Origin of the sequence: Bacteroides muris (ex Fokt et al. 2023), assembly GCF_024704895.1 — a bacterium.
GTDB lineage: Bacteria > Bacteroidota > Bacteroidia > Bacteroidales > Bacteroidaceae > Bacteroides > Bacteroides muris.
Map to the genome: position 1 here is coordinate 1 of NZ_JAMZEE010000030.1, position 16,173 is coordinate 16,173.

The following is a 16,173-nucleotide window of genomic DNA, read 5'->3' on the forward strand; positions in this document are numbered from 1 at the left end:
AGTATGGAGTACCTTGACCGCCCCGTCGACGTCCGTGTGTCGACCGACCGCATCCGTGAGTTCGCGCATGCCTCGGGACAGGTGTATCTCTGCGCCTACAACTATTATAAATGGGAGCCTGTCGCCGTGGGGTGCCGCACCGATACGGCCTGCCTGTTCCGGCAGGTGGGAGGCGACAACATCTTCATCGTGGCGGATTCTCCTGCGGCAGGGCAGCTCCGCTTCCTCACCGCCCCGTTCCATGCGGATGCACACGGGCATGTGCGCAAGTTCATCCCCCGGCCGGAACGGACGCAGGCATTTACGTTCCCGAAACGGAAGAGGCTGCTCAAACGGCCCTATACGCTGCACTACTGGGATGTGGAGAAAGCCGCGTTCTCACTGTTGGAATACAGCAGCACTGCCGACTCTACCCAAAGCTATACAAACATACCGGAGAATGCACTGCTGTGGTTCACCGTGCCCGACCGCATCGTCAACCAGCGGGTGTTCTTTCTGGAAAACGACAGTGTGATAACCATGAACCTGATAAGATAGGAGGAGAGATGGAGGAAGGGAAGAAGCAGGGATCCATGAGGACGTGGCTGGAGAGGCTGACGAACATCGCTTTCGGGGTTTGTGTGCTTGTGGTGGTCTATTGTGTGCTGCAAGTGTTTGTGGTGACCTCCTTCAAGATTCCCAGCGACTCGATGTCTCCCACCTTGCTGCCGGGCGATTATGTGCTGGTTGACAAGTGTTCGGCAGGCGCACGCCTGTTCGACGTGCTCGACGCGGTGGAAGGGAAAGAGGTGGACATACACCGTCTGCCGGGCTGGAGGAAGTTCCGCAGGGACGATGTGCTGGTGTTCAACTTCCCCTATCAGCCGGGACGTTGGGACAGCATCGCTTTCGATGTGATGCGCTATTATGTGAAACGTTGCGTGGCCGTTCCGGGCGACACCTTGGCAATCAGGAAAGGCTATTACCGGATTGCGGGCCATGGGGGGAATATCGGCTTTCTGCCTGCCCAGAAAAGCATCGCCATGCTGCCCGACAGCGGGGCTACGGGGGTACAGATGGAAACCTTTCCCTGGGACAAGCGTTTGGGGTGGACGGTGAAGGAGTTCGGTCCTTTTCCTGTTCCGGCCCGTGGGCAGACGGTCGGGATGGATTCCACTTCGTGGCGGCTTTACAGGCAATTGGTGGGCTGGGAACAGAAAAAGAGGTTGCGTATAGATGCGGAAGGTCATGTCTTTCTGGGTGACAGCCTGATACATGAATACCGCTTTCGGGAAAACTATTACTTCGTGGCGGGCGACAAGGCGGAGAATTCGCAGGACTCCCGTTACTGGGGGCTGCTGCCCGAACCGTTTATCGTGGGGCGTGCAGTGAGGATATGGAAATCGGTCGAACCGGATGAAGATACAAGATGGGATAGGATATGGAAAAAGATAGAATGAACAAGGTGAAGTAATGAACCGGAAGGAATCGTTTATGACACAGATATAAACAAAGATGAATCGATTATACGCTATCGAATAAAATAAAAGAGGAAAATATAAATGGGACTGGAGAGGAATGGACGGATAACGTTTTGTTGGCACACTACGACCCGCTCGTTCCATAACCCACCCAAGAAAGGAGGTACAGGCAAAGATACAAAATTAGTTTAAACAAGCAATGTGTTTGCTTTTTCCGTTGAAAGGATAGATGCGGAAATTGGTAAAAATCAAAATTTTTAAATTTAAAAGAAAGAATAATGAATGCGAAAATTATGAAAGCTGCATTTGTTGCAGCGATTGCAGTAGTTGCCAGTTATGGAGTTTATGCAAATTTGAAAGCAGATAATATGTCAGATTTGATGTTGGCTAATGTGGAAGCGTTGGCAAGTGGCGAAAGTGGTCAAAATGTATATTGCTGCGGTAATTATGGTGATTGTATGCTGATTCTAGGAGGGGGAGTGGTTAAAGGCATTAAATTCTTTAGTCCATGTCCTTAACTAGCATGATTCTTTTATAATCATTTCCTTTTATAAGCAAGTAAGAAATTCCTATTCTCTTTGGGAATAATAAGAATTAGTTCTGAATAAAACTAAAAATAGAGTGTATAGCTATTGTGAATGGTTACTTGCTAATATAAAACTTGTAATAAGCATGTTCGATAAGGCATGCTTATTACTCTGTAACTTTAAAATATTAATAATGTATGATGAAAAAAAACTTTTTATTTATGCTTTTGCTAATATGTATGTTAGGAGGGTGTAAAGATGAAAAACATGATTCAGTATTAAATCTGTTTTCTGAATCTCAACAATTATTTCAAGAGAAAGAGAATCTAATCAAAGATGAGTTTTTGGCTGTAATAGAGGGGATGACTTGTAATGAAGAATATTTGATTGTTTACGATCTTCATTCTGGTGATAGCTATACTCTTTTTGATAGAAAAACAGGTGCATATATTACTCGTTTTGGAACTATAGGACAAGGGCCGGGTGAAATACCTGCAGGCTGTTATGGCTATATGTTGAACAAATGCTTTTCTGTGTTTGATAATCAAACACGGGTAGTAATGAAGTATAAACTTGATGCTTTGCGCAGTGACAAAACGGATGGGGAAAATCCGGTTCGTTTAACGAAATATGACATTCCGGATAGTCAAATATCAAGACTTATTGCAATTGATGACAGTACTTTTTTGGGCGCTGGCACATACCAATCTCGTTATCAATACTTGTTGTTTAATAAAAATAGTGACGTATTAGATTATGGAGTAGACATTTATAATGCTTCTGATGAGTCCTTTAATCAATATACTAAATATTTATCTAATCAAGGGGATTTGGTTATGCAACCGGAGAAGAAGTTTTTTGCTTATTCTCTTAATTTCTCATCCAATTTGGATATTATAGAGAATATTAATGGAAAAATTAAGTTGAAAAAGTCATTAAGATTTGGTAATCCGATATACAAACCCGGGGCGGAAGCAGATGGCTTGTACCAAAGTGTGGATATGACAGAAGATACCCAAGTGGGGTATATCAATCTCTGTGCTACAACCAAGTATTTATATGCTTTATACTCTGATAAGAAAATATATGAAAATGGTCGTAAATCCAACCTTGTGTTGGTCTTTGATTGGGAAGGTAATGCTATAAGAAAATATCTATTGGATGCTGATGCTCATTATATTGCTGTTGATGAAATAGGGCAAAAAATTTTTGCTGCAGTGAAAAATACAGAAGGAGGTTGGAGTATAGCATCTTATGTGCTATGAATTAATGATTTGTTCTCTTTATATTCCTGCACAGGAAGGTGTTGAAACAAGTCTGCTGCCCGAACGGTTTATCGTGGGCGTGCAGTGAGGATACGGAGATTGGTCGACAGCCGAGGGAAGATACGCTGGGAAAGAGTATGGAAACAAGTGGAGTGAAATGGCGATAAGAAAATATGTAATAGGGTATGCGGGAGATGGTCTGCGCGTAGCAGCTGTGATAGCCGTGCTTTCTATGGTTTGCAGCGTTAGCACCGGACTGCCTGCGGATGAAACGATAGGGCAATGGGTGTGGTTCGACCGTGCCTCGTTAGGGGTGCTGCCTTGCATCTTGCTTTCGTTTCTTTGGAGACGTGGCGAAAAAGGCATGTCGTTTGGTACGGCCGTGGTATGGGCTTTGATGCTCTTGGGCGGTGTAGAGGCGGTGTGGGGGCTGTGTCAGCTCTATGGCTCAGTGGCTTCCAGGCACTCCTTGTATGCTTTGACCGGAAGTTTCTTCAATCCGGGTCCCTATTCGGGTTATTTGGCTATGACGCTTCCGGTATGTTTGCACCAATGGCTTGCAAGAAGCGGACCTGCAAAGAATGTAGCAGGAGGAGTGGCATTGCTTATCCTTTGTGTGCTTCCGGCGGGTATGAGCCGTTCGGCATGGTTGGCTGCGGGCTTCTCCTGCTTGTGGGTGTATGGCGGCGTGAAAGGGTGGAAAGAGCAAATGGCTGTTTGGTGGCGGCAGCACCGGAAGCATATACCGGTGGCTGTAGCTATCGGTCTGTGCTTGCTGTTGGTGGCGGGCTGGTGCCTGTTTTCCTTGAAGCCCGATTCGGCACGCGGACGCCTGTTTATGTGGAAAATGGCTTGTCGTGCTATTGCAGAAAAACCTTTTGCCGGATATGGAATCGGCGGCTTCTCTTCGGCTTACGCTGATGCGCAGGAGGCCTATTTCGCCACGGGGGATTATGCCTTGTGGGAGGAATATGTGGCGGGAAGCCCCGAATATGCCTTCAACGAGTATCTGCAGGCGGCTGTGGAATTGGGAATTCCCTTGACGGCAGGATTATTGATTGTCGTTGCTTTCTGCCTCTGGATGGGTATGCGGAAAGGACGGTTGGGGCTTTGTGGCGCTTTGCTCTCGCTGATGATTTTCTCTTTCTCCTCCTATCCGTTGCAGCTTCCGGTGGGTATAGTAACGTTTCCGGTGTTGCTGTGGGCGTGTGTGGAGAGTGGAGGGCGTGGGGCATGGCTGTTGTTCGCCTTGTTGGCAGGAGGAACAGGGCTTTTCCGGTTGCAGGACGATAGGCAGATGGAACGGGCTTGTCGGGAATGGGCGAATGTGCGGGTGCTGTATCGTGCCGGTGCAAGCCGTCCGGTCACGGAAGGGTACGAAAAACTTTATCCTGTGCTGAAAGAGCGTGCTGCCTTCCTGTTTGAATACGGGCATGCGCTTCATAAGTCGAAGCAGTTTGAAGCGTCCAACCGCATCCTGCAAGAGGCGTTGCTGCATAGCAGCGACCCGATGATACTGAATATCATTGGCAAGAACCATCAGGAGATGGGGGATTACCCGTCTGCGGAAGCATGGCTTCTTCGCTCCACACACCGGCTTCCGGGACGCATCTATCCTTACTATCTGCTGGCAAAGCTCTATGCACTTCCAGCCTACCGACAGCCGGATAAGTTTGAAAAGATGAAACAGTTGGTGCTGACGAAAGAACCGAAGGTGCAATCTACGGCTATACGGCAGATGAGGGAGGAAGTGAAAAAGATACAGATGGTTACTCTTTTTTAGTAATTTAACGATGATTGTTAGTTTAAAAACTTAATATTTTAGTTTATTTGTGGAAATATCCTTTGAAACAATGAATTTGCTTTATAATCGAATGTAAATATGAAAACACGGAACTATCGATACCTGCTATGTATAGCCGTTGCCCTGCTTGCTGCCTGCTCCGATGCCGGAAAGGAGAGAGAGTCTGATGAAGGAGTAGCAACCGTATTGCCGAGTGAAAACAATGAAGTGACCGTGAAGGTGCTGAAACGGGAAATCTTTGACCATGAATTGGTGAGTAACGGGAAAGTGACAGCTGGGGCCATGGCGGATTTGCGGTTTGAGACAGCGGGCGTGGTGGCTCATATTTATGTGAAGAACGGCGACCGCGTGGTTAAAGGACAGAAGCTGGCCGAGCTGGATAAATTTCGTTTGAAGAACAAGACGGCACAGGCGGAAGATGCCCTTGAAAAGGCCAAACTGGAGTTGCAGGATGTGCTGATAGGACAGGGCTATCCGGCAGATGACCATTCGAAAGTGCCCGAGGACATCATGAAGTTGGCACGGGTGAAGAGTGGTTACGACCAAAGCCTTTCGCAATACGAACTGGCGTGTTATGAGGAGGAGCATGCCACGCTGACCGCACCGTTTGACGGGACTGTGGCGAATCTCTTCTCCAAACCTTTCAATGAACCGAGCGCCGCGGAACCATTCTGCACCATAGTAGGCTCGCAAGGCATGGAGGTGGACTTTACGGTACTGGAAAGTGAACTGCCGTTGATAAAGAGCGGTGACAAGGTAATCGTTACCCCTTATTCGGATGCCGGTTCCAAGCAGGAAGGGCGTATCACTCAAATCAATCCGCTGGTGGATGACAAGGGGATGGTGAAGGTAAAGGCATCCGTCAACGGTAAAGGACGGTTGTTCAGCGGGATGAATGTGCGGGTGAACGTACACCGCTCTCTGGGCGAGCGATTGGTAATCCCGAAGAGTGCCGTGGTGCTACGTTCGGGCAAGCAGGTGGTCTTCACTTTGAAAAAAGGAAAAGCACAGTGGAACTATGTGCAGACCGGACTGGAGAATGCAGAGAACTACAGTATGGCCGATGATGCCTTGAAAGAAGGCGATACGGTCATCGTGACGGGAAATGTGAACCTGGCTCATGAGGCACCGGTGAAGGTCGTTGGAAATGGAGAATAATAAGTGTTTCCTCACTTATAAATCATAAATCTTAAATCTGAAAATTTTGTGATAAAGTTCTTAATACATCGTCCCATTGCCGTATTGATGGCGTTTACGGCATGTTTCATTGTCGGGTTGGTGACTTATTTCACCCTGCCGGTGTCTTTGTTGCCCGATATTGCCATTCCGGAAATCACCGTGCAGGTGTCGGCGCAGAACACTTCGGCACGCGAATTGGAGAATACGGTGGTGAAGCCCCTTCGTCAGCAGCTTATCCAAGTGGCTAAACTGAAAGATATGAATAGCGAAACGCGCGACGGGGCAGGCATCATCCGCCTGAACTTTGACTATGGTACGAATACCGACCTTGCCTTCATAGAAGTGAACGAGAAGATTGACGCTGCCATGAACTATCTGCCCAAGGATACCGAACGGCCGAAGGTGATAAAAGCAAGTGCGACGGATATTCCGGTGTTCTATCTGAACCTGACTTTGAAGAATGATGCGGCGGGAATGCAACGTGAAGAAGTGGGAGGGGAGTATGAGGAGACTGGTGCGTTTCTTGATTTGTGCGAGTTTGCCGAGAGTGTGATAAAGCGCCGCATCGAGCAGCTGCCGGAGGTGGCAATGGTGGATGTTACCGGTCTGGTGGAGCGACAGTTGCAGATTGTTCCCGACCCCGATAAACTGGCTGTATTGGGGCTTTCCATAGAAGACATAGAAAGAGTGTTGGCGCAGAACAATGTGGAACCGGGCAGCATGACCGTGCGCGATGGTTACTATGAATACAATATCAAGTTTTCCACCCTTCTGCGCACCGAAGAGGACGTGAGGGATATACTTCTGCGCAAAGAAGGACGTATCATCCGTTTGGGTGACTTTTGCGAGGTGGATGTTGTGCCGGCCAAGGAGAAAGGCGTTTCTGTGGCAGGCGGCAAGCGTGCCGTTACGTTGGCCGTCATCAAGCAGGCGGATGAAAACATGGATGATATGAAATCTGCCCTTAATCATACGATGGATTATTTCAAGGAGGTATATCCCGATATTGATTTCAGCATCAGCCGTAACCAGACGGAATTGCTGGACTATACTATCTCTAATTTGCAGCAGAACCTTTCGTTGGGTTTTCTCTTCATCTGCATCGTAGCGGTGCTTTTCTTGGGGGATGTCAAGTCGCCGTTTATCATCGGACTGAGCATGGTGGTGTCTATTGTGATTTGCTTCTTGTTTTTTTATCTGTTCAAGATGTCGCTCAATATCATTTCTTTGTCGGGGTTGATTCTGGCATTGGGTATGATGATTGACAGCAGCATCATTGTGACGGAGAATATCTCGCAGTATCGTGAACGGGGCTATTCGCTGAAGCGGGCTTGTGTGGCAGGCACGAGTGAGGTGGTGACACCGATGCTCAGCTCGTCGCTAACTACGGTTGCTGTATTTGTGCCGCTGATATTCATGAGCGGCATTGCAGGGGCCCTTTTCTACGACCAGGCATTTGCCGTCACGGTGGGGTTGCTGGTATCTTATTTTACAGGCATCATGCTGCTGCCGGTTCTTTATATGCTGGTCTATCGCATGGGGTTGCGCGGTAAGTTGCGCTTTTTCCGTATTCGCATCAACAATCCGTTGAAGGAGCATACGCTCGACCGTTTCTATGATGCCGGTGTCGACTGGATATTCGCTCATAAGACGATTAGTATGGTTTTCTGTGTGGTTTCCGTTCCATTGTGTGTCTTTCTATTTTATTTCATCGGCAAGGAACGTATGCCCGAGATAGACCAGAATGAACTGATAGCCCGTGTGGAGTGGAATGAAAACATTCATGTGGATGAAAACCGTCATCGGGTAGATGCACTGTTCGGGCAGTTGGAGGATGAAACGGTGGAACAGACGGCGTCCATCGGGCAGCAGGACTATTTGTTGAATCGTGAACAGGCGCTCTCGTCTTCGGAAGCGGAATTGTATTTCAAGACTGCCTTGTCGGCGGAGATTGCTCCTTTGCAGGAGAAAATCTACCGTTGGCTGAAACAGGCATATCCGTTGGCGGTGGTCTCTTTCTCTCCGCCCGAAACGGTATTCGAGAAGCTTTTCGTGACAGGAGAAGCGGATGTGGTGGCTGAACTTTATGCACGCAACAAGGAGAAGACTCCGGTGGCCGACGAACTGCGCGGTCTGGAACAGCGGTTTGCCGACCTGACCGGTGTGGCTCCTACTGGCATTGCGTTTGAAAATCAGTTGGATATAAGTGTCTTGCAGGAGAAATTGTTGCTCTACAATGTTTCCTATGAGGAACTTTACCGCACATTGAAGGCTGCGTTCAAGGAAAACAGCGTGGCAATGCTTCATTCCTACCAGCAGTATCTGCCTATCAGTATTGTAGGAGAGGAACAGACGGTGAATGATGTCTTGCAGCAGACATTGATACAAATCCGTCCGGACGATAAAGGGAGAATAGAGTATGTTCCGTTGCGCGAGCTGATAAGGATTCGCCCCGCCGAAGACTTGAAGACCATTACGGCAGGGCGCAACGGTGAATATATCCCGTTCCGTTTCTATGATGTGGCCGATGCTCCGGAGTTGATGGAGAATGTGAAGCAGGAAGCGGACGCTACGCAAGACTGGGATACCACCTTTTCCGGAAGCTTCTTCTCCAACCGGAAGATGTTGGATGAGCTGGTGGTAATTCTTTTTGTTTCCATCCTGCTGATGTACTTTATCCTTGCAGCCCAGTTCGAGAGTTTTGTACAGCCGCTTATCGTGTTGCTGGAAATCCCGATAGATGTGGCGTTTGCCTTGTTGCTGTTGTGGGTATGCGGACATACGTTGAACCTGATGTCTGCCATCGGAATGATTGTAACGTGTGGTATCATCATCAATGATTCTATTCTGAAGCTGGATGCCATCAACGAATTGCGGAAAGGGGGAATGCCGCTGCTCGAGGCAATTCATGAGGCAGGACGAAGGAGGCTTCGTCCCATCATCATGACATCGCTTACCACTATATTTGCCATGGTTCCGTTGCTGTTCTCGTTCGACATGGGGTCGGAATTGCAGAAACCGCTTTCCATAGCCATGATTGGAGCGATGTTCATGGGGACATTGGTCAGTTTATTCATTATCCCGTTGATATATTGGTTTATATACCGACGTGCTGCCGGAGAGAAAATTTCCTGCGGCATAAAAGAAAGTAAATGATTATGAAGAAAGGAATACTTGTATTACTCGTGAGCTTGGGCATCACGACTTGCTTGGCACAACAGCAGATAACCCTTGACTTGCAACAGACCATTGCATTGGCAAACGATAGTTCGCTGGAAGCTTTTCGTACCAAGAACATGTATCTGGCCGGTTATTGGGAGTACCGCACTTATAAGGCGAACCGGCTTCCCAGTCTGACCTTGAACATGACGCCGGCCCAATACAACCGCGATATCACCAAGCGCTACGACTCCGAGCAGAATCTTGACATCTACCGCAGCCAGCAGTCTTTCTATGCTTACGGGAACCTTGCCATCAGGCAGAATTTTGATTTGACGGGAGGTACGTTCTATCTGGATACAGAACTGGGATATATGCGGAGTTTCGGCAATAACAAGTCCACTCAGTTCACCAGTGTGCCGGTGCGTGTGGGCTATTCTCAGAGTCTGGTCGGTTATAATCCTTTCCGTTGGGAGCGCAAGATTGAACCGTTGAAGTACGAGAAGGCGAAGAAAGAGTACCTTTATAATGCCGAACAGGTGTCCGAGCAGGCCACCACCTACTTCTTTGCCCTTGCCATGGCGCAGGCCGAATATGACTTGGCAAAGGAAAATGCAGTGTCTACTGATACGCTTTATCGCATCGGCATGCAGCGCCTGAAGATAGCTGCCATCAGTAGGGCAGATTTGCTGACGCTGAAACTTGATGTGGTGAATGCACGCAATACGTTGCAAAACGCTATCAGTTCCTTGAAGCGTGCCATGTTCTCGCTGGCATCTTTCCTGAATATGGAGAAAAATGCAAGTATCCGGGTGACGCTTCCGGGACGCCCGCAGACTTTGGTTATACCCGTGGATGAGGCGTTGCAGGCTGCGCAAGCCAACAATCCGCAATTTCTGGGACTCCGTCAGGGAGTGTTGGAGGCCGAACGGAATGTAGACAAGACCAGGAAGGAATCGCGTTTCAATGCCAGCATCAATGCCAGTGTAGGTTTCAACCAGGTGGCGGAGAAGTTCGGTGAGGCATACAAGCACCCCATGCAGCAGGAAATGGTGTCGGTCAGCATATCTGTTCCGTTGGTGGATTGGGGTGTGCGTAAGGGAAAATACAACATGGCGAAGAATAATCTGAACGTAGTGAAGACCTCTGCCCGACAGAACGAAATCGGCATCGAGGAAGAGGTCATTATGACGGTGAACGATTTCAATGTGCAGCAGGACCTGGTGGCAAGTGCCGAAGAAGCGCTCGACCTTGCCGTGCTGGCATACAATGAAACCCGCCAGCGCTTCATCATCGGCAAGGCAGACATCAACAGCCTGACTCTGTCGCTGAACCGCCAGCAGGAAGCTCAACGCAACTACATCTCAGCCTTGAAGGACTACTGGCTGAACTATTACAAAATCAGGAAGTTGACCTTGCACGACTTTGCATCGGGATTCTCACTTTCGGAGAAATTTGATTATAACCAATATTAACCACCTGTTCTTCACTAGTTGCTTAATGAAATCAGCCTCTTCTTTTACCCTTATTGTGGCTTTCGTCTGCCTGGCTTTGGTGGGCGTGGCGTTGATACCTCTGCTCCCCGTCAAGTTGAATCCGTCACGCAGCTTGCCCGGATTCACAGTGGGATTCAGTATGCCGGGCACTTCGTCACGGGTGGTGGAGATGGAGGTCACCAGCAAGTTGGAGTCCATGCTGGCACGTATTCGCGGAGTGAAGAATCTGAACTCTATTTCCGGTAATGGATTCGGTCGTATTACGGTGGAGCTGGACAAGCATGCCGATGTAGATGCGGTCCGCTTTGAGGCATCTACCATTATCCGGCAGACGTGGTCGCAACTGCCCGATGGGGTAAGCTATCCTACCATTCGGATGAAAGTGCCCGATGAAAACGCTTCACGTCCGTTCTTGTCCTTTACGCTGAATGCCCCTTCCACTCCGATATTGATTCAGCAGTATGCCGAGGAGCATATCAAGCCGCGGTTGGCATCTCTGCCGGGCATTTATAAGGTAGAGCTCAGTGGAGCCACTCCGATGGAATGGAGGCTGGAATACGACAGCGAGCAACTGCGCATGCTGGGTGTCACCTTGGCAGACATCAGCGAGGCTGTGCGGCGGCACTACCGGAAAGAGTTTCTGGGGACACACAATGTGGATACCGGCAAGGGTTGTGAGCAGTGGATACGTCTGGTATTGATTCCCGAAGATGATTCCGATGGATTCGACGCGGCTTCGGTCACGGTGACTGCTGCCGGAGGAAAGTTGCTCCGTCTGGACGAGCTGGTGTCGGTGGTGCGCATGGAAGAGTCTCCGCAGAGTTATTTCCGCATCAATGGGCTGAACTCTATTTACCTTTCCATTACTGCGCAAGAGTCTGCCAACCAGTTGCAGCTGAGCAGGGCGGTCATGGACGAGATGGATGAGATTCGCCGGGTGCTTCCCGTCGGCTATGAAATACATACCGGTTATGATGCTACCGAATACATCCGGGAGGAGCTGGACAAGATTTATTTCCGTACCGGGTTGACGGTGCTGATTCTGCTTGTGTTTGTATGGCTCATTACGCGCAAGTTGAAATATCTCTTTCTGATTGTCACCAGTCTGGCGGTGAACATTGCGGTGGCGCTTATTTTCTATTATCTTTTCGGATTGGAGATGCAGTTGTATTCGCTGGCTGGAATCACTGTTTCGCTGAATCTGATGATAGATAGTACGATTGTGATGACCGACCATATCCTGCACAGGCGCAACCTGAAGGCTTTTATGTCGGTATTGGCGGCTACGCTTACCACAATGGGGGCGCTGGTCATCATTTTCTTTTTGGATGAGAAGATACGGCTCAATTTGCAGGATTTCGCGGCAGTGGTGATTATCAATCTGGCAGTATCCTTGATGGTGGCGCTGTTCTTTGTTCCGGCCATGATTGAGAAGGTCAAGCTGACAAGGAAGGGGAGGGGAAGCAGGCGAGGCCGTAAGCGTTCGTTCCCTCGTCCCCTCGTTCTTTTGTTTTCTTTTCAGAAACGTTTTCCGGTCTATTTCGCGCGTTTCTATTCCGTCCTTATCCGGTTTCTTTGCCGTTGGCGTTGGGCGGTGTGCTTGTTGCTGCTTCTCGGCTTCGGTCTGCCGGTTTTCTTGTTGCCCGATAAACTGGAAGGAAAGGGCAGATGGGAAACGCTTTATAATGAGGTTTTCGGTTCTTCGACTTATAAGGAGTCTGTGAAACCTGTTGTAGACAAGGCTTTGGGAGGCAGTTTGCGCCTCTTTGTGCAGAAGGTGTACGAGGGCAGCTATTTCACCCGCAACGAAGAAGTGGTGCTTTACGCCAATGCCAATCTGCCCAATGGCAGCACGCTTGAACAGATGAATACGCTGATGAAGCGCATGGAAACCTATCTGAGCGGCTTTAAGGAAATCAAACAGTTTCATACCTCCATCTATAATTCGCGGCGGGCAAGCATCGCAGTCTATTTTAAGAAAGAAGCCCAGAACAGCGGGTTTCCCTATACGTTGAAATCCAATATGATAAGTAAGGCGCTTGAATTGGGTGGCGGTAGCTGGGGCATCTACGGATTGCAGGACCAGGGATTCAGCAATGATGTCCGCGAAAATGCGGGCTCCTATCGCATTAAGATGTACGGTTACAATTACGATGAATTGTATGAATGGGCAGAGAGGCTGAAAGCCAAGTTGCTGACGCATCGCCGCATCAAGGAAGTGCTTATCAATTCGGAATTCTCATGGTGGAAAGACGACTATCAGGAATTCTACTTCAACCTGAACAAAGAGCGCATGGCGCAGGAAGGCATTGCCGCACTGGATGTCTTTGCCGCAGTGCGTCCTATCTTTGGCAGGAATGTGGAGGTCGGTTCGGTGACGACGGAGCAGGGGACGGAAAAAATCAGGCTCTCTTCCCGCCAGTCGCAAGAGCGTGATATCTGGGCGATGCAGTTCTTCCCCTATAATGCAAGTAGCGACAAACACTACAAGCTTTCCGAACTGGCTACGGTGGAAAAGGGGCAGATGCCGCAAGAAATTTCCAAGGAAAACCAGCAGTATCGTCTCTGCATTCAGTACGAATATATCGGTTCCAATGAGATGGGGAATAAAATGCAGAAGCGGGATTTGGAGGAGTTCAACAAACTGCTGCCGATGGGCTATACTGCCGAGTCGGACAGTAACAACTGGGCATGGGGCAAGAAGGACAATAAGCAATATTTGCTTCTGCTGGTGGTGATAGCTATCATTTTCTTTACTTCCAGTATCCTGTTCAACTCGCTGAAACAGCCGCTTGCCATCATCTTTGTAATTCCCGTTTCCTACATCGGCGTGTTCCTTACATTCTACTGGTTCCGGCTGAACTTCGACCAGGGCGGCTTTGCCTCGTTCGTCCTGCTGTGCGGCATCACGGTGAATGCCAGCATCTATATCCTGAACGAGTACAACAGCATCCGCCGCCGTTTTCCCCGTCTTTCCGCCCTACGTGCCTACGTCAAGGCGTGGAATGCGAAGGTCGTTCCTATTTTCCTCACGGTAGTTTCTACCATTCTGGGATTTATCCCTTTCATGATAGGTGAGGACAAGGAGGCTTTCTGGTTTCCATTGGCGGCGGGTACCATTGGCGGATTGGTGATGTCCGTCATCGGTATCTTCTTTTTCCTGCCGGTGTTTGTGCTGAGGCGGCGTAATTTTCTTAGGAAATGATTACTTTTGCTCGATTTTGTTACCAGAATGGATTATTGCTTTTAAGGGAAAATAATCTCTGCCTAGTTTTATCATTTTTGCTTCCACAGCGGAAATACGCCGGAAGGTAAGTTAATATCTTGTTTGTTAGTGTATTAATAGAATGTACAGCATTTTGCAAATATCTTGTTTACACGATATGCGTTTCGTGTAAACACGGTATTAACTTCGTAAAAGACCGTTTACCGATAGACTGCAGCTGGGCTCATAATAGGAATAAGATAGGTGCACAGTATGGGGAAACCATGAGTATAATAGGTGTTCAACGGGCATGAAGCACCTTGTTGACGGTCGTTAGTCGAGTGGTTGACGGCCGTTGGCAGAGCGCATCACGGCTGATAGGCGCTGATAACTCCGTACAGAAAATGAAAAGGAAGCCTATGTAAGGGGAAACAAGCTCTGAGCTATTTGTTTTGTTTGTCACATTTATCTTGTTTCTGTACATTATTGAAGCGGTTTTTGTATCTTTGAAGGGGGGGCTGTAAAAAGCTTGTTCTCATCCAAAGTTTAATTATATATACATGAATTATGAAGCGATGTATAGTGCTGTTCATAACATTCTGCTGTACAGTTATTTTTAATGCACAGGCAAATGGCATTGTGACTGATGGGGAAAAAGGATTGCCATTGGCTGGTGTGAATATTTATCTCCAAAAGGATTCTGTGGGCATAGGAGTTATACGTAATGATAATCTGGTAAAGAACATGTTCATATGAAAAAACTGCTATATCTTGGACTTTTGTCCGTTTGCGTACTGTTAGGTTCTTGCGTAGAGAAGAACGTATCCAATGTTTTTGATAAGGTAGAGGGGTATATGGATGTATGTCCTGACAGTGCATTGCTGCTGTTGGAGCAAATCCCTCATTCGGAGGAGCTTCGTGGGAAGCAGCGGGCGGACTATGCACTGTTGCTGACGCAAGCGCGTGATAAGAACTATTTAGACAGCTTGCAGTCGGACTCGTTGATAAAAATTGCGGTAGATTATTATAAGAATGGGGGTGATAACGTGAAAGCGGGGAAGGCATTGTTTTATTATGGCAAAGTGATGGATTTGCAGGGGAATGATATGCTGGCTATGCAAGCCTATTTGAATGCTTTGGCTAAATTGGAGAAAACGGAAGAGTATAAGCTACAAGGCTTGGCATATGAGTATATCGGTATTTTGAATGCAGATAGAAAGCTACACAAAGATGCTCTTGATAATTATCAAAGTTCGGTATATTGTTTTCAAAAGGCAGCCGATACTTTAGGGGTTATATATGCTTATCGGGATATTGCTCGTATTTATTATGTAGAACAACAATATGACAGTGTTTATACATTTATACAGCGGAAAATAAAAATTTCTTTAGAGAGTATGTCTACTTGGATATGCAAGATATATTGGCTGCCCCTATTGATAGAAAAACGATATTTAGGCATCGGACTTTGAATGATAATTTTTTCGGTAAGTTAACAATTTATCCTTCGGGAGAAGTCTATGCTAATGTGAATTGCAGTGTATTAGGAAATATACAAGATTTATCTTTAAAGGAACTTCTCTATAAAGAAATAACAGAAGGAAATGCTTGGCTTAGAATTAGAGGCAATGAAAAACCTTGTAACCAATGTGTTAATAGGGATTTATGTCCCTCTGTCATGACGGTTTGGAGTCGTAACCAGAATGTGAAAGCCGGTGAAACGGTTTTCACGATTCAGCCATCCGACAGTTCAAGGGTATTAGGTAAGGCTCTACTTCCTTTGCAGGGTTCGGGTAAGGTACATGTGGGACAGCGGGTGCATATACGTCTGAATAATTATCCCGACCAGGAGTTTGGCTATGTAAAAGGGCAGGTCGCAAGTATCTCTCCTGCTCCAACGGAAGAGGGAATGTATATAGTGGAAATAACTTTGCCTGACGGCATGCAGACCAACTACGGCAAACAGCTGCCTGTTTCGCGTGAGTTGAAAGGTACGGCAGACATTATCCTTGCTGACAAGAATGTACTGGAAAGGTTGTTGGCTCCGTTGAGGAAAGTGGTGGAATATGAAAAATGAA

Annotated in this window: 9 protein-coding genes and 2 pseudogenes; all 11 read left to right on the forward strand. The window is 47.8% G+C overall.

Annotated features, from left to right (window positions below; translation table 11 throughout):
* Nucleotides 1–537 (forward strand): annotated as a pseudogene (locus tag M1B78_RS12280) (transglutaminase domain-containing protein); the annotation flags it as partial.
* Nucleotides 538–545: 8 nt separating this feature from the next.
* Complete coding sequence (lepB, locus tag M1B78_RS12285; protein WP_257940819.1) at nucleotides 546–1,439, forward strand: signal peptidase I; 894 nt, start codon at nucleotides 546–548, stop codon at nucleotides 1,437–1,439.
* Nucleotides 1,440–1,738: 299 nt separating this feature from the next.
* Nucleotides 1,739–1,978: an NVEALA domain-containing protein gene (locus M1B78_RS12290; protein ID WP_176468663.1), complete on the forward strand. Its 240-nt coding sequence runs from the start codon at nucleotides 1,739–1,741 to the stop codon at nucleotides 1,976–1,978.
* Nucleotides 1,979–2,184: 206 nt separating this feature from the next.
* Nucleotides 2,185–3,252, forward strand: a complete 1,068-nt coding sequence (locus tag M1B78_RS12295) for a TolB-like 6-bladed beta-propeller domain-containing protein (protein WP_257930604.1) — start codon at nucleotides 2,185–2,187, stop codon at nucleotides 3,250–3,252.
* A gap of 157 nt (nucleotides 3,253–3,409) precedes the next feature.
* Entirely contained in the window at nucleotides 3,410–5,035 is a 1,626-nt protein-coding gene (locus M1B78_RS12300; protein ID WP_257930603.1) for an O-antigen ligase family protein, read from the forward strand.
* Between the two features lie 99 nt (nucleotides 5,036–5,134).
* Nucleotides 5,135–6,214, forward strand: a complete 1,080-nt coding sequence (locus M1B78_RS12305; protein ID WP_257930602.1) for an efflux RND transporter periplasmic adaptor subunit — start codon at nucleotides 5,135–5,137, stop codon at nucleotides 6,212–6,214.
* Nucleotides 6,215–6,262: 48 nt separating this feature from the next.
* Nucleotides 6,263–9,391: an efflux RND transporter permease subunit gene (locus M1B78_RS12310; protein WP_257940820.1), complete on the forward strand. Its 3,129-nt coding sequence runs from the start codon at nucleotides 6,263–6,265 to the stop codon at nucleotides 9,389–9,391.
* A gap of 2 nt (nucleotides 9,392–9,393) precedes the next feature.
* Nucleotides 9,394–10,869 carry a TolC family protein gene (locus tag M1B78_RS12315; RefSeq protein WP_176468659.1) on the forward strand — a complete coding sequence of 492 codons (1,476 nt, stop codon included), beginning with the start codon at nucleotides 9,394–9,396 and terminating at the stop codon, nucleotides 10,867–10,869.
* A 25-nt stretch (nucleotides 10,870–10,894) separates the two neighbouring features.
* Entirely contained in the window at nucleotides 10,895–14,095 is a 3,201-nt protein-coding gene (locus M1B78_RS12320) for an efflux RND transporter permease subunit (RefSeq protein WP_176468658.1), read from the forward strand.
* A 752-nt stretch (nucleotides 14,096–14,847) separates the two neighbouring features.
* Nucleotides 14,848–15,567, forward strand: a complete 720-nt coding sequence (locus tag M1B78_RS12325) for a hypothetical protein (RefSeq protein WP_257930598.1) — start codon at nucleotides 14,848–14,850, stop codon at nucleotides 15,565–15,567.
* A 206-nt stretch (nucleotides 15,568–15,773) separates the two neighbouring features.
* Nucleotides 15,774–16,172 (forward strand): annotated as a pseudogene (locus M1B78_RS12330) (HlyD family secretion protein); the annotation flags it as partial.
* Between the last annotated feature and the right edge of the window lies 1 nt (nucleotide 16,173).

Excerpts from the sequence above, each read along its gene's own strand:
- M1B78_RS12290 (WP_176468663.1), top strand. The coding sequence starts at position 1,739 with ATGAATGCGAAAATTATGAAAGCTGCATTTGTTGCAGCGATTGCAGTA.
- lepB (WP_257940819.1), top strand. The coding sequence starts at position 546 with ATGGAGGAAGGGAAGAAGCAGGGATCCATGAGGACGTGGCTGGAGAGG.
- M1B78_RS12295 (WP_257930604.1), top strand. The coding sequence starts at position 2,185 with ATGATGAAAAAAAACTTTTTATTTATGCTTTTGCTAATATGTATGTTA.
- M1B78_RS12325 (WP_257930598.1), top strand. The coding sequence starts at position 14,848 with ATGAAAAAACTGCTATATCTTGGACTTTTGTCCGTTTGCGTACTGTTA.
- M1B78_RS12315 (WP_176468659.1), top strand. The coding sequence starts at position 9,394 with ATGAAGAAAGGAATACTTGTATTACTCGTGAGCTTGGGCATCACGACT.
- M1B78_RS12320 (WP_176468658.1), top strand. The coding sequence starts at position 10,895 with ATGAAATCAGCCTCTTCTTTTACCCTTATTGTGGCTTTCGTCTGCCTG.
- M1B78_RS12300 (WP_257930603.1), top strand. The coding sequence starts at position 3,410 with ATGGCGATAAGAAAATATGTAATAGGGTATGCGGGAGATGGTCTGCGC.
- M1B78_RS12305 (WP_257930602.1), top strand. The coding sequence starts at position 5,135 with ATGAAAACACGGAACTATCGATACCTGCTATGTATAGCCGTTGCCCTG.